Genomic DNA, 13,657 nt, shown 5'->3' with positions numbered 1-13,657 from the left:
ATTACAATTAAACATATTTATAATTACTATAGTTATAAAAGGAGCCTCTGAAAAGCTCCTTTTTTTTTATTTTTAATATAAATTACACTCTTTCAACTACTAAAGCAGTTCCCATTCCTCCACCAATACAAAGAGTTGCTAATCCTCTTTTAGCATCTCTTTTTTCCATTTCATGAAGTAATGTAACTAATATTCTTGCTCCTGAAGCACCTACTGGATGACCAAGTGCTATTGCTCCTCCATTTACATTTACTTTATCCATATCGAAATTTAAATCCTTAGCTACAGCTAAACTTTGTGCTGCAAATGCTTCATTTGCTTCAATTAAATCCATATCTTCTACAGTTAATCCAGCACCTTCTAACGCCTTCTTTGTTGCATGGAATGGTCCATATCCCATTATTGCAGGATCTAATCCCTTGCTTCCATAAGAAAGTATCTTAGCCATTGGTTTTAATCCTAATTCTTCTGCTTTTTCAGCACTCATAACTACAAATGCAGCTGCACCATCATTAATTCCTGATGCATTAGCAGCAGTTACAGTACCATCTTTAATAAATGAAGGTCTTAATTTAGACATTTTTTCAAGAGTTGATCCGAATCTTGGGAACTCATCTTGAGCAAATACTTTTGGTTCACCTTTTCTTTGTGGAATAACAACAGGTACTATTTCATCTACAAATTTTCCTTCTTTAATTGCCTTTTCAGCCTTTAATTGAGAATTTAATGAGAATTCATCTTGCATTTCTCTTGTTAATCCCCATTCTTTAGCTATGTTTTCAGCTGTTACACCCATATGATAATCATTAAATGCATCCCATAAAGCATCTTTAATCATTGTATCTACCATTTTTGCATCGCCCATTCTTTGACCCCATCTTGCGCCAGGAATAGCATATGGTGCTGCAGACATGTTTTCCATTCCTCCAGCAACTACTACATCACAATCTCCAGCCTTAATCATTTGAGCCGCTAATGCTACACATCTTAAACCTGATCCACAAACTTTATTTATTGTCATAGCTGGAACCTCTACTGGTAATCCTGCTTTTACAGCAGCTTGTCTAGCAACATTTTGTCCTTGAGCAGCTTGTATAACATTTCCCATAACTACTTCTTCAACTAATTCTGGTTTAACTCCAGCTCTATTTACAGCTTCTTTAATTACTAGTGCTCCTAAATCTGCTGCTGGAACATCCTTCAATGACCCACCGAATGATCCAATTGCAGTTCTTACTGCACTAACTATTACTACTTCTCTCATAAAAAACCCTCCCATTAATTTACCCTAAAATCATAATAGTGTTAATTGTTTAAATTGTTAAACAATTAACACTATTATTATACCACTTTATTTTTTCCAATATCAACTAGTTTTTAAAATATTTTACCTTTTTCCACTAATTTTACACTTAGGTTTGCTCTATATCTGTACCTGTTATTCTCCTTAAATCCTTTATATGATAACGCCTTTTCTATTTAAGTATGTATTTGATTTTTTTATAAACATAATTTGCTTATAGATAATTATTACTTTATTTAATGTGTTATTAAATTATCAAGCAATTAAATATCTTTTATATTTAAAGATAGCTCTATTTTTTCGTGAGTTGGAATTAACTGATTCAGAGCAACTCCAGCGCATTTGAACATTCTTTTAGAAGCCTTTACTGAATCAGTATCCGCATACTTGTCACTTAAATAGACAACTTCACTAATTCCTGATTGTATTATTGCTTTTGCACATTCATTACATGGAAATAATGCAACATATATCTTACACCCCGATAAATCTTTACCCTTTGCATTTAATATTGCATTTAACTCTGCATGAACAACAAATGGATATTTCGTATTCAATGTTTCCCCTTCTTTTTCCCATGGAAATTCATCATCAGAACATCCTTTAGGTAACCCATTGTATCCTATGCTTTCAATTATATTATTTCTATTTACAATACAGGCCCCAACCTGTGTGCTAGGATCTTTGCTTCTCTTTCCTGATAATAATGCTACAGACATAAAATAATCATCCCATGATAAGTATCCTTCTCTTTTTGCCATAACTTTCACTCCTTTGCTTTTTTATTTAATAATTATAGAAATAAATTCAGCAAAGCTGAATTTAAAAATATATTATTAATAAGAAACTCCCATAGGAATTTCTACATTAACTATTAACTATTAACTAAACTAACTTGTTTGTAATTTAATTAAAAAGCGAAGACTTAGTCTTCGCTTTTTATTATTTAGTTCCGAAAAGTCTATCTCCAGCATCACCAAGACCTGGTACAATATATCCTTTTTCATTTAATTTTTCATCAATAGAAGCTAAGTATATATCAACATCTGGATGTTGTTCTTGAACAAGTTTAACACCTTCTGGAGAAGAAATTAAACACATTAATCTAATCTTTTTAGCTCCTCTTTTCTTTAATAAAGAGATTGCATCAGCTGCAGAACCACCTGTTGCTAACATTGGATCTACTACTATTATATCTCTTTCAGCTATATCTTGTGGTAACTTACAGAAATACTCTACTGGTTGAAGTGTTTCCTCATCTCTATATAATCCAATATGCCCAACTTTAGCTGCTGGTATTAAATTTAATATTCCATCTACCATTCCAAGACCTGCTCTTAATATTGGAACTATAGCCATCTTCTTACCAGCTAACATTTGACATTTAGTCTTACATATTGGTGTTTCTACCTCTACTTCTTCAGTTTCTAAATCTCTTGTTACTTCATATGCCATTAACATAGAAACTTCTTCTACTAATTCTCTAAAATATTTTGATCCAGTATCTTTACTTCTAATATATGCTAATTTATGTAATATCAATGGATGCTTAATTTCTGTTACTTTACTCATTATCTTCTTCCTCCTAGTAAAACCTTTAAAGATTATTTAAATTACTCCCTATTATTTAGAGTATTTTTTTTCAATTTCAGTGATTTTATTTATTCTTCTTGCATGTCTATCGCCTTCAAATTCAGCCCCTAAAAATGCTTTTACTATGTCTATTGCTAATCCCTTACCAACAACTCTTTCTCCCATAGTTAATATGTTAGCATCATTATGCTCTCTAGTTGCATGAGCGCTGAATGTATCAGAGCAAAGTGCAGCTCTTATTCCTGGTACCTTATTTGCTGCAATTCCTATTCCTATTCCAGTTCCACAAATTAATATACCAAAATCAAATTCTTTAGCTACTACTGCTTCAGCTACTGGTAATGCTATATCAGCATAATCACAAGATTCTTCTGTATAAGTTCCGAAATCCTTAAACTCAATGTTTTGAGATTTTAAATAATTAGCTATTTCTGCTTTTAAATTTAATCCACCATGGTCACAACCTAATGCAATTTTCATAAAACCAACCTTTCTATTATTTATTATGTAATAACTAACATTATTACATTAATTATTTATAAAAAAAGAAGAATAGGCTCCCCCATCCTCCTTATTTACACTTCTAAAATATCATAACCTGCAGCTTTATTTAATCTATTCATTATTGCAAGACCAACGCCTTTTTCTTCAAATCCTTGACATAAGATATGTTGAACTCCTAAGTCATCACATTTTCTTAACGTCTCAAAAAGATTTTTTGCAATTTCGTTTAAATTATTTTCACTTCCTAATGATATTACTTTTCCGCTATTAAATTTATTTAAATTTTCATCTGTAGTTAATATAGCTACATCATTACCTTTTTCTATATAATTTTCTAATATTTCATTGATTATTTCAATAGTTTTTTCATTTTTCCCTTTAATTATTTTTAAATGTGCTTTAGGCGCATAATGTCTATACTTCATTCCTGGTGCCTTTGGTTTAAAATTTTCAGTTGGCTTCGATTTTAAAGCACTATCGATTTCAATATTAGAATCTATTTCTTTAAGCATTTCTAAAGTAATACCACCTGGTCTTAATACTAATGGTGGATTTACTGTACAGTCAATTATAGTTGATTCAACTCCTATATCACTACTTTCTCCACCAATTATATAATCAACCTTACCATTTAGGTCCTCAATACATCTTTCAACCTCTGTTGGACTTGGTCTACCTGAAATATTAGCTGAAGGTGCTGCAATTGGTCTTTTTGATAATTCTATAAGCTTAAGAGCAATTTCAGAACTTGGCATTCTTATTCCAACAGTATTAAGGTTTGCACTTGTCATATTTGGAATAATATCATTCTTTTCTAATATAATTGTTAAAGGTCCTGGCCAAAATTTATCAATCATTCTTTGTGCTACTTCTGGCACTTCTTTAACTAATTCGGATATATTCTTTGAACAAACATGTACAATTAATGGATTATCTTGCGGTCTCCCTTTAGCAATGAAAATCTTCTTTACAGCCTCTTCATCTAAAGCATTTGCTCCTAATCCATATACAGTTTCAGTCGGAAAAGCTACAGTTCCACCATCTCTAATGATAGCACCAGCTTCTTCTATAAATTTAATATCCTTATTTATATCTTTTATTATGGCAACCTTTGTTTCCATAAAAGACTTACCTTCTTTCTTTAAATTTCTTTTTGTCCTCGCGCTATTTTTATGTTCTCTATAGCTGAAGACGTATATACTGCATTAACACAATTTCTATAAATGTTATCTAACAATACATACTTATTTAATTCACCACAATTAATAACCTGAAAATAATATAAGCAATCTTGACGTATCTTTTTTATTCTTAAATACTCATCTGCAGCTTCTTTATTTTTTCTCATAAAATCTTTTGAAATAGGATGTAATTTTTTATTTTTATACCTTACAGGTGTAATAATAATTATTTCCATATCTTCATTACTTTTATTAGTATGTACAATAGCTACTTTATCGCATTGAATTAAACTATAACTTAAAAATAACCCATTTTTTATTTTCAATTTATTATTATAAATAGAAAACTTAAGAGTAGATTTATTAATTTTATTTATTAATGCTATGCAAATTAAAACTTCTATCAATGCTAGAAAGGTTAGCATTATTGTTGAATTAATATAAGCTAAATAAGTACATAATGGAAGAAACACTGCTAATAATATCATAATTATATAAAATATCTTATTATGAAACTTTTGTTTTTTTAATGCTTTTTCTATTTTCATGTAATCACCTATTTTAAAAGCCTTACATTATCCAATGCAAGGCTTTTAATCTTATATTGAATCAGTATTACCCATTGCCTGCATTTTTTCTGCTTGATCTGCAGTAATTAAAGCATTAATAACTTCTTCAATATCTCCATTCATGAAACTATCTAATTTATATAATGTTAATCCAATTCTATGATCAGTAACTCTTCCTTGTGGATAGTTATAAGTTCTTATTCTTTCACTTCTATCCCCTGTTCCTACTTGACTCTTTCTATCTTCAGCGATTCCAGCAAGTCTTTCAGCTTCAGCAACTTCATATAATCTTGCTCTTAAAACCTTCATAGCTTTTTCTTTATTTTTAAGCTGTGACTTTTCATCTTGACAAGCTACAACTGTACCTGTTGGAATATGAGTAATTCTAACTGCTGAATCAGTTGTATTAACACATTGTCCTCCATTACCTGAAGATCTATAAACGTCAATTCTTAAATCTTTATCATTGATTTCTATTTCAACATCATCAACTTCTGGTAATACAGCTACTGTAGCTGTTGAAGTGTGTATTCTTCCTGAACTTTCTGTGTCAGGTACTCTTTGAACTCTATGTACACCACTTTCATATTTTAACTTTGAATAAGCTCCGTTACCTTTAATCATAAATACAACTTCTTTAAACCCACCAAGATCATTTTCATTTGAACTCATTAGTTCAACTGACCATCTTTGAGATTCAGCATATCTAGTGTACATTCTGAAAAGATTAGCTGCAAATAACGCTGCTTCATCTCCTCCAGCACCAGCTCTAATTTCAACAAATACGTTCTTGTCATCATTAGGATCTTTAGGTAATAAAAGAATTTGAATCTTATTTTCTAGTTCTTCTTCTTGCTCTTTTAATAAAGAAATTTCTTCAGATAACATTTCTCTCATTTCTTTATCTGATTCCTCTTCTAACATTTCTTTATTAGCTTCTAAATCTTCAACAACTTTCTTATATTCTCTATAAGCTGTTACGATTATTTCTAAATCAGCGTGCTCCTTACATAGCTTTCTCCATTCTTTTTGGTTAGCCATTATTGAAGGATCTGATATTTTAACTGATAGTTCTTCGTATTTATTTTCCGTAAATGCTAATTTATCTAATAACATAATATCACTCCGTACTGTATTTTTTCATATTGAAATATTATAACATAACCATTATGTACTTATCAAGCTTCACATATAATAACTAAATTGCACAACAATCTAGTTATTATAGTTAATAGTTAATGAATAAATTCGGCTAAGCTGAATTTAAAATATATAGTTAAAAAACTCTGTTAAGAGTTTTACTATTAACTATTAACTATTAACTAAACCTAAATATTTCCTATAACAACTCTGTCAAGTCCAGCTAAGTCTTTAACTACTCTAACATTTTTATAACCTTTTTCAATCATTAAATTGCTAACTTCCTCACCTTGATCATGGCCAATTTCAAATGCAAGAATACCATTTTCCTTTAATATTTTATCGCTATCATCTACAATTCTTCTATAGAAATCTAATCCATCATTTCCACCACTTAAAGCTGTATGTGGTTCATAATCTTTAACATCTTCCATTAAGGTATCAATAACTTCTTCCTTAATATAAGGAGGATTCGATACTAATATATCATATTTCTTTTGCTGATTTATAACTTCATTTAATAAATCGCTCTTTATAAATTTAGCTCTATTACTTAACTTTTGTTTTACAATATTTCTTTTTGTTACCTTCTCAGGAACATCATAGTAATCAATTAAATCTACCTTAGTATTCTCTCTAAAATGTGCAATAGATATACCTATAGCGCCACTTCCACAACACAAATCACAAACTTCATACTCTTTATCTTCATCCATAAATTTAAGAGTTTCTTCTACTAGTATCTCAGTATCCCCTCTTGGTATTAATACTCCTTCTTCTACATGTAAGTCTAAGCCCATAAATTCAGTTGTTTTTAAAATATAGCTTATAGGCATTTTATTTTTTCTCTTTTCAATTAAAGAGTAAAATTCTCTTTCCTTAAACTTACTTACTTCTTCTTCCTTATTAGTAATCAAATGTAATTTATCTTTACCTAATACTTTTCCTAATAATAGTTGTGTATCTAAAATATAAGTATCTATATTAGCTTCCTTTAATATTTTATTTCCATCTATTAATAATTCCCCTATTTTCTTCTTATATTCAATTCCTTCTGCTGCTTTTAAAGATTCTATTGCCACTTCTAATTGAGCATCATCAGGTTCTTTTGTTGTAAGTTCTTGTAATTTTAATCCTGGATATGCAATTATTTTTCCCAATTTACTTTCTGTTCTCCCTAGCCATTTAATAATTTCGTAAGTTATTCCTGCAACTATAGGCATCAATACTATTCTTAATATTAATCTTTGCCAAAATCCACCCCAACCAGTTAATGAAAATAATATAACACTAACAAGCATAGTTAAAAATAAGAAATTAGTACCACACCTTGGATGTAATCTTCCAAACTTCCTTACATTTTCTACTGTAAGCTTTTCATCAGCTTCATAGCAGAAAATAGTTTTATGTTCTGCTCCATGATATTGAAATACTCTATAAATATCATCTAATTTACTTATTAAAAACATATAAGTAATTAATATAGCTATTCTTATTATAGCTTCAATTAAATTTAACGCTACTGAAGAAATTCCAGTATTTTTAAACAAAGATGCAATTGCCGTAGGAATTCCTAAAAATAGCCCAGCTGCAACTAAAAGTGAAATCATCATAGTAAAAGTAACTAATAAATCATTTGCACCTTTATCACCTAATTTTTCTTTTAACCAAATATCAAATTTTGATTCTTCCTCATCTTCTTCAAAAAAACTAGCGGAATAATTTAATGTTTTAATCCCAACTATCAATGAATCTATTAATACAACTGCTCCTCTAATAATGGGAATATTTAAAAATTTATATTTTTTTGTTATTGGCTTAGTTTTCTTTACATTTACTTCAATTTTTCCACTGGGAGTTCTTATAGCTGTAGCTAATCCTTTAGAACCTCTCATCATAACTCCCTCAATTATAGCTTGCCCTCCGACATCACACTTTTTCATAAAATCACACTCTCACCCTTTTATTGATTTTTAAATTTAAAGTAACAATGACCGCATAATGATTCATATTCAACATTATCTATATTATCTATTGCTACTTGTTCACCCTCAAATACAAATTTACCATTTATTTTTCTTCCGTTTAATATTGCTTTTTTCCCACATTTACAAATGGTTTTTAATTCTTCAATACTATGTGCTAATAATAATAATCTTGTACTTCCTTCAAATCCTTGCATTTTAAAATCTGTTCTAAGACCATAACATATAACCGGTATATCTAAACAAACTGCTATTTCAAAAAGTTGATCTATTTGGTATGCTTTAAAAAATTGCACTTCATCTACTAAAATACAATCAATTTTGTACTTTTCATCTTGCCATTTTTTCACTTCATTATATATATTTTGATCATCATTAATTAATAAGTCGACTTTTCTTTCTACACCAAGTCTAGAAACTAGTTTATCTCCACCTTTTTTATCAGTAGATGGTTTAATTAATAAAACCTTCATTCCACGCTCTTCATAATTATATGCAACCTGCATAAGATTTGTTGATTTTCCTGAATTCATCGCACCATATCTAAAATATAATTTGCTCATAATGTCTCTCCTCTTCATATGTATCTCATTCGATTATAGCATTTTAAGAAATACTTAAAAAGATGTTTTTATTTTCTGTCTATATTGACTGTATTTGTCGACTATGCTATAATTCAATAGGTCATTGCTAAGTCAATGAATGTATTTTGAAAGAGGTGAATCAAATGAAACAAGGCATACATCCAGAATACCATCACGATGCTGTGGTTAAGTGCGCATGTGGAAATACTTTCACAACTGGTTCTGTTAAAGAAGAGTTAAAAGTTGATATATGTGCTAAATGCCACCCATTCTTCACTGGTAAGCAAAAAATCGTTGATATCGGCGGTAGAGTTGACAAATTCAACAAGAAGTTCGGTCTTAACAAATAAGATTAGGTTAGAATTTATGAGAAAGAATTTTATTTTCTTTCTCATTTTTTCATTTTTAAAACAATTCATCATTTATTATAAAATTAACAAAAGAGGCTATTACAATACTTGTATATAGCCTCTTTTTAACTAGATATATTCCAAACTACACCTTCAATGTAGTTTTTTTATTTTTTAAAAACATCACTTTTTAAGAAAGTTTGAATAAATTCTTTGTTATTTTTTGTTTTTGATAACATATTTATTAAATTTTCCGTAATATTTTCTATGTTTCCATCTCTATACATTACTTTTCTAATAGCATATGCTACTTCTTTTTCTTCATCACTTAATAATAAATCTTCTTTTCTTGTTCCTGATTTATAAATGTCAATAGCAGGGAATATTCTTCTTTCTTGTAGTCTTCTATCAAGATGAACTTCCATATTACCAGTTCCTTTAAATTCCTCGAAAATCATATCATCCATTCTTGAACCAGTTTCAACTAAAGCTGTTGCAAGTATTGTTAAACTTCCACCCTCTTCAATATTTCTTGCTGCTCCAAAGAATTTTTTAGGCATAATTAATGCTCCTGGATCCAATCCACCTGATAATGTTCTTCCAGTAGGAGTAATAGTTAAATTATATGCTCTTGATAATCTTGTTAAGCTATCTAATAATATAACTACATCCTTACCTTGCTCTACCATTCTTTTAGCTCTTTCTAATACCATCTGAGCTACTTTAGCATGATTTTGTGGTTCTTCATCAAATGTTGAGTAAATTACATCTCCATTTATAGATCTCTTCATATCTGTAACTTCTTCAGGTCTTTCATCTATTAATAAAACTATTAATTTTACATCTGGATGATTTATAGTAATATTTTGTGCAACCTTTTTTAACAAAGTGGTTTTTCCGGCTTTTGGTGGTGCCACAATTATTCCTCTTTGTCCTTTTCCTATTGGACAAATTATATCCATTAACCTAGAAGATAAATCATTTTCGTTACTAGTTTCTAAATGTAGTCTTTCATTTGGATATATTGGTGTTAATGTTTCAAAGTTCTTTCTTCCAATAGCTTTTTCTGGATTATCTCCATTAACTTTTTCTACGAATAATAGAGCTTTAAACTTTTCCCCTTCTTTAGCTTCTCTAACCTTTCCTTGAACTTCATCACCAGTTCTTAAGTTAAATCTTCTAATTTGAGAAGGAGATACATATATGTCATTCTCACCAGTTAAATAATTATTACATCTTAGAAAACCAAAGTTATTATTTTCTTGAACTTCTAAAACCCCTTTAGAAGAACCTGATTCATTTATCATAACCTTCAATCTTTCCTTTTTTTCTTCCCTTTGTTCTTCTGTCATATTATTAGCATTCTCTTTACTAGCAAAATTATTATAAGTACTATTAATACTTTCTTGTTCTTTTACCTTAGGTGCAATTTTTTCTCTTAAAACAACACCATTTTTTTCAATTGCATTAGGTGTAACCTTTACTAATTCATCTATTAATTCACTTTTCTTTAACTTACTTATGTTTTTTATTCCAAGTTCTTTAGCTTTGTTTTTTAACTCTACTAAAGTCATCTCAGAGTATATTTCTCTTGTCAAAATGACACCTCCAATAGTTTTCATTAATTTGGGATAAAAATTAGATTTACCTTAAGGTTTGATATATTTGAAATGAAACATAACCATACAAAAATAAATTATAAATTTAAAAAATAAACTTAAATTTATATATAATTATGAACTAATAATTCTTAAAATACAATAGTAACTTCTCTTTTAAGCTTATCCACTTTATATATTTTTTATAACAAACATATATTTATTATTAAAAAAAAACGAAGGTAAACCCTTCGTTTTTTTACTCCTCTCCTTTTAAAGTTGCTTTTATAAATGCTTTAAATAAAGGATGTGGATTATTTGGTCTTGATTTTAATTCTGGATGGAATTGCGCTGCTACAAACCATGGATGATTTTCCACTTCTACAATCTCCACTAATCTACCATCAGGACTTGTCCCTGTAATTTTCATTCCAGCTTCAATTATTTGTTTTCTATATTCATTATTAAATTCATATCTATGTCTATGTCTTTCGTAAATTAATGCTGATTCATAAGCTTCATGAGCTTTTGAATTTTCATCTAACTTACATGGATATAATCCTAGTCTCATTGTTCCCCCTAGGTCTTCGATATCCTTTTGTTCTGGCATTAAATCTATTACTGGATATGATGTTTCTGGATTTATTTCAGAACTATTTGCATCACTATATCCTAATACATTCCTTGCATATTCAATTACAGCGGTTTGCATACCTAAACAAATTCCTAAGAAAGGTATTTTCTTTTCTCTAGCATATTTTATAGCTTCTATTTTACCTTCTACTCCTCTATCACCGAAGCCACCCGGTACAAGAATACCATCTACTCCACCTAATAATTCCTCTACGTTTTCAGCTGTAACATCTACTGCATTTACCCATTTAATATCAACGTTAGTCCCATTTGCTAATCCGCCATGACTTAACGCTTCTACAACTGATAAATATGCATCATGTAACTCAACATATTTTCCTACTAATGCAATAGTAGTATTACCTTTTAGGTTCTTCAATCTAGAAACCATATCAATCCATTCACTGTTATCAATGTCTCTACATCCTAATTCTAATTTTTCTACTACTAATCTATCTAATCCTTCTTTATGTAACATTAATGGAACTTCATATAAATGATCAGCATCTAAATTTTGAATTACACACTTTCCTTCAATATTACAGAATAATCCTATTTTATTTCTTAAATCTTCTGATATTTCCTTCTCAGATCTACAAACTATTATATCTGGTTGAATACCAATACTTCTTAATTCTTTTACTGAATGTTGAGTTGGCTTAGTTTTAAGCTCTCCTGATTTTCCTAAGAAAGGTACTAATGTAACATGTATAAAGCATACATTTTCTCTGCCTACATCATATTTTATTTGTCTTATCGCTTCAAGGAATGGTTGTGATTCAATATCTCCAACAGTTCCTCCTATTTCAGTTATTACAACATCTACATCTCTTTCTTTAGCAACCCTATACACTCTTTCTTTAATAGCATTTGTTATATGAGGTATTACTTGAACTGTTCCTCCAAGATATTCTCCTCTTCTTTCTTTTGAAATAACTGACCAGTAAATTCTACCTGATGTAACATTACTGTTTTGAGTTAAATTTTCATCTATAAATCTTTCATAATGCCCTAAATCTAAATCTGTTTCTGCACCATCATCAGTTACAAAAACTTCTCCATGTTGATATGGACTCATTGTTCCTGGATCTACATTTAAATATGGATCAAACTTTTGTATAGAAACCTTTAATCCTCTATTTTTTAATAATCTTCCTAATGAAGCTGCTGTTATTCCCTTTCCTAATCCTGATACAACTCCACCTGTAACAAAAACATATTTTGTATTCATGTATAATCCCCCAGCTCTAATTTTTTTCATTTTTATTATTGACTATTGCTTTTTATAGTGATATAATTTAAATTACCTCTCTTATTGCCTAGCGCAATAGCAATCATAGATAATATAGTATCACATTAGTTTAATTTAGGCTAGTGTTTTTTATGCATTTTTTAAATTTTCTTTTATTTTTTCTTCTAATTCAAAATATTCATCTCTAAATTTCTTATTAATTAGAATCTTTTCTTCTGCAATTTTAATCTTGTAGTGTAAACTTCTATTACTTATAATCCCTAACTTTTCTTTTAAACCTTCACTATTTAAACACCTAAATTTTTTCATCAATAATACTGTTAAATATGACTTTTCCCTTTTCTTTAATAGTTTATTAAATTCCTCATAATTTACTTCGTAATATTGACATAATATCATTATTATATTTTCATATTTATTTATTTTGTTCACACCCTTTATTTTTAACATTGTATTTTCTTTAATTCTCTCCTTACACTAAACTTTTATACATATAAAAATAAGCCTCCGAAAATATATTTATTTTCAGAAGCCTATTTAAGTTAATTTACCTTGATTTTAATACTTAATTCTGTACTTATACCTTCTTGACCTTCAAGGCCTAAAACGTACTTTGAATGTATTTCTCCACCATTTTCATCTATATTTATCTTTAATTTCTTAGTATCAACATTTAAATCTAAAATTCCATAAGGAGTATTATATAGAGATACAGCCGTTACCCCTTCCTTAAACTCCATATTTGTATTTATAGATCCAACTCTCTCTAGTACCATACTATTATCTTTTATATTTAATGTAGTTGTCGTGCCATCCATTCCTGATATTTCTGATTCTTCATATATAGCCTTAAATCCTTCATCATGTATAATAAAAGTTCCTGGTGTTACAACTTCTATTGCTTCATTTGGATCAATATCTGAAAAACTCTTTACTGATATGATTGCTCTCTTCTCCATATTCTC

Annotated in this window: 14 protein-coding genes; 1 reads left to right on the top strand and 13 read right to left on the bottom strand. The window is 29.2% G+C overall.

Going from position 1 to position 13,657, the window contains the following annotated elements; all coding sequences use genetic code 11:
* Positions 1–82 precede the first annotated feature (82 nt).
* The 9 genes from TY07_RS10845 to TY07_RS10805 all read right to left on the bottom strand — a co-directional run bounded on the left by TY07_RS10845 (position 83) and on the right by TY07_RS10805 (position 8,838).
* Positions 83–1,264, bottom strand: a complete 1,182-nt coding sequence (locus TY07_RS10845) for an acetyl-CoA C-acetyltransferase (protein WP_042399488.1) — start codon at positions 1,262–1,264, stop codon at positions 83–85.
* Between the two features lie 302 nt (positions 1,265–1,566).
* Complete coding sequence (locus TY07_RS10840) at positions 1,567–2,064, bottom strand: deoxycytidylate deaminase (protein WP_042399486.1); 498 nt, start codon at positions 2,062–2,064, stop codon at positions 1,567–1,569.
* 181 nt (positions 2,065–2,245) lie between these two features.
* On the bottom strand, positions 2,246–2,875 hold the full coding sequence (upp, locus tag TY07_RS10835) for a uracil phosphoribosyltransferase (RefSeq protein WP_042399484.1): 630 nt from the start codon (positions 2,873–2,875) through the stop codon (positions 2,246–2,248).
* Between the two features lie 51 nt (positions 2,876–2,926).
* The gene (rpiB, locus tag TY07_RS10830) at positions 2,927–3,376 is read right to left on the bottom strand and encodes a ribose 5-phosphate isomerase B (protein WP_042399483.1); all 450 of its coding nucleotides are present in this window, start codon (positions 3,374–3,376) and stop codon (positions 2,927–2,929) included.
* A 95-nt stretch (positions 3,377–3,471) separates the two neighbouring features.
* Entirely contained in the window at positions 3,472–4,521 is a 1,050-nt protein-coding gene (locus TY07_RS10825; RefSeq protein WP_042399481.1) for an L-threonylcarbamoyladenylate synthase, read from the bottom strand.
* Positions 4,522–4,541: 20 nt separating this feature from the next.
* On the bottom strand, positions 4,542–5,129 hold the full coding sequence (locus tag TY07_RS10820) for a hypothetical protein (RefSeq protein WP_042399479.1): 588 nt from the start codon (positions 5,127–5,129) through the stop codon (positions 4,542–4,544).
* A 51-nt stretch (positions 5,130–5,180) separates the two neighbouring features.
* Entirely contained in the window at positions 5,181–6,266 is a 1,086-nt protein-coding gene (prfA, locus tag TY07_RS10815; protein WP_042399477.1) for a peptide chain release factor 1, read from the bottom strand.
* Between the two features lie 212 nt (positions 6,267–6,478).
* The gene (gene prmC / locus TY07_RS10810) at positions 6,479–8,233 is read right to left on the bottom strand and encodes a peptide chain release factor N(5)-glutamine methyltransferase (RefSeq protein ID WP_042399475.1); all 1,755 of its coding nucleotides are present in this window, start codon (positions 8,231–8,233) and stop codon (positions 6,479–6,481) included.
* A 20-nt stretch (positions 8,234–8,253) separates the two neighbouring features.
* Entirely contained in the window at positions 8,254–8,838 is a 585-nt protein-coding gene (locus TY07_RS10805; protein WP_042399472.1) for a thymidine kinase, read from the bottom strand.
* 164 nt (positions 8,839–9,002) lie between these two features.
* Here TY07_RS10805 and rpmE point away from each other — a divergent pair, with 164 nt between their 5' ends.
* The gene (rpmE, locus tag TY07_RS10800; protein ID WP_005212373.1) at positions 9,003–9,209 is read left to right on the top strand and encodes a 50S ribosomal protein L31; all 207 of its coding nucleotides are present in this window, start codon (positions 9,003–9,005) and stop codon (positions 9,207–9,209) included.
* A 167-nt stretch (positions 9,210–9,376) separates the two neighbouring features.
* Here the strand turns inward: rpmE and rho are convergent, their stop codons facing one another.
* The 4 genes from rho to TY07_RS10780 all read right to left on the bottom strand — a co-directional run bounded on the left by rho (position 9,377) and on the right by TY07_RS10780 (position 13,651).
* The gene (gene rho / locus TY07_RS10795; RefSeq protein ID WP_410250031.1) at positions 9,377–10,783 is read right to left on the bottom strand and encodes a transcription termination factor Rho; all 1,407 of its coding nucleotides are present in this window, start codon (positions 10,781–10,783) and stop codon (positions 9,377–9,379) included.
* A gap of 283 nt (positions 10,784–11,066) precedes the next feature.
* The gene (locus TY07_RS10790; protein ID WP_042399464.1) at positions 11,067–12,671 is read right to left on the bottom strand and encodes a CTP synthase; all 1,605 of its coding nucleotides are present in this window, start codon (positions 12,669–12,671) and stop codon (positions 11,067–11,069) included.
* Between the two features lie 150 nt (positions 12,672–12,821).
* On the bottom strand, positions 12,822–13,142 hold the full coding sequence (locus tag TY07_RS10785; RefSeq protein ID WP_042399462.1) for a hypothetical protein: 321 nt from the start codon (positions 13,140–13,142) through the stop codon (positions 12,822–12,824).
* A 92-nt stretch (positions 13,143–13,234) separates the two neighbouring features.
* Entirely contained in the window at positions 13,235–13,651 is a 417-nt protein-coding gene (locus TY07_RS10780; RefSeq protein WP_042399459.1) for a YwiB family protein, read from the bottom strand.
* Between the last annotated feature and the right edge of the window lie 6 nt (positions 13,652–13,657).

The sequence above is a fragment of the Clostridium saudiense genome, from assembly GCF_000577815.1.
Classification (GTDB): Bacteria; Bacillota; Clostridia; order Clostridiales; family Clostridiaceae; genus Clostridium; species Clostridium saudiense.
Note: the sequence above shows the minus strand (reverse complement) of the source record. Positions and strands in the feature narration are given on the sequence as shown.

Coding starts and splice junctions, on each gene's coding strand:
- TY07_RS10845 (WP_042399488.1), bottom strand. CDS start 1,264: ATGAGAGAAGTAGTAATAGTTAGTGCAGTAAGAACTGCAATTGGATCA.
- TY07_RS10840 (WP_042399486.1), bottom strand. CDS start 2,064: ATGGCAAAAAGAGAAGGATACTTATCATGGGATGATTATTTTATGTCT.
- upp (WP_042399484.1), bottom strand. CDS start 2,875: ATGAGTAAAGTAACAGAAATTAAGCATCCATTGATATTACATAAATTA.
- rpiB (WP_042399483.1), bottom strand. CDS start 3,376: ATGAAAATTGCATTAGGTTGTGACCATGGTGGATTAAATTTAAAAGCA.
- TY07_RS10825 (WP_042399481.1), bottom strand. CDS start 4,521: ATGGAAACAAAGGTTGCCATAATAAAAGATATAAATAAGGATATTAAA.
- TY07_RS10820 (WP_042399479.1), bottom strand. CDS start 5,129: ATGAAAATAGAAAAAGCATTAAAAAAACAAAAGTTTCATAATAAGATA.
- prfA (WP_042399477.1), bottom strand. CDS start 6,266: ATGTTATTAGATAAATTAGCATTTACGGAAAATAAATACGAAGAACTA.
- prmC (WP_042399475.1), bottom strand. CDS start 8,233: ATGAAAAAGTGTGATGTCGGAGGGCAAGCTATAATTGAGGGAGTTATG.
- TY07_RS10805 (WP_042399472.1), bottom strand. CDS start 8,838: ATGAGCAAATTATATTTTAGATATGGTGCGATGAATTCAGGAAAATCA.
- rpmE (WP_005212373.1), top strand. CDS start 9,003: ATGAAACAAGGCATACATCCAGAATACCATCACGATGCTGTGGTTAAG.
- rho (WP_410250031.1), bottom strand. CDS start 10,783: ATGACTTTAGTAGAGTTAAAAAACAAAGCTAAAGAACTTGGAATAAAA.
- TY07_RS10790 (WP_042399464.1), bottom strand. CDS start 12,671: ATGAATACAAAATATGTTTTTGTTACAGGTGGAGTTGTATCAGGATTA.
- TY07_RS10785 (WP_042399462.1), bottom strand. CDS start 13,142: ATGTTAAAAATAAAGGGTGTGAACAAAATAAATAAATATGAAAATATA.
- TY07_RS10780 (WP_042399459.1), bottom strand. CDS start 13,651: ATGGAGAAGAGAGCAATCATATCAGTAAAGAGTTTTTCAGATATTGAT.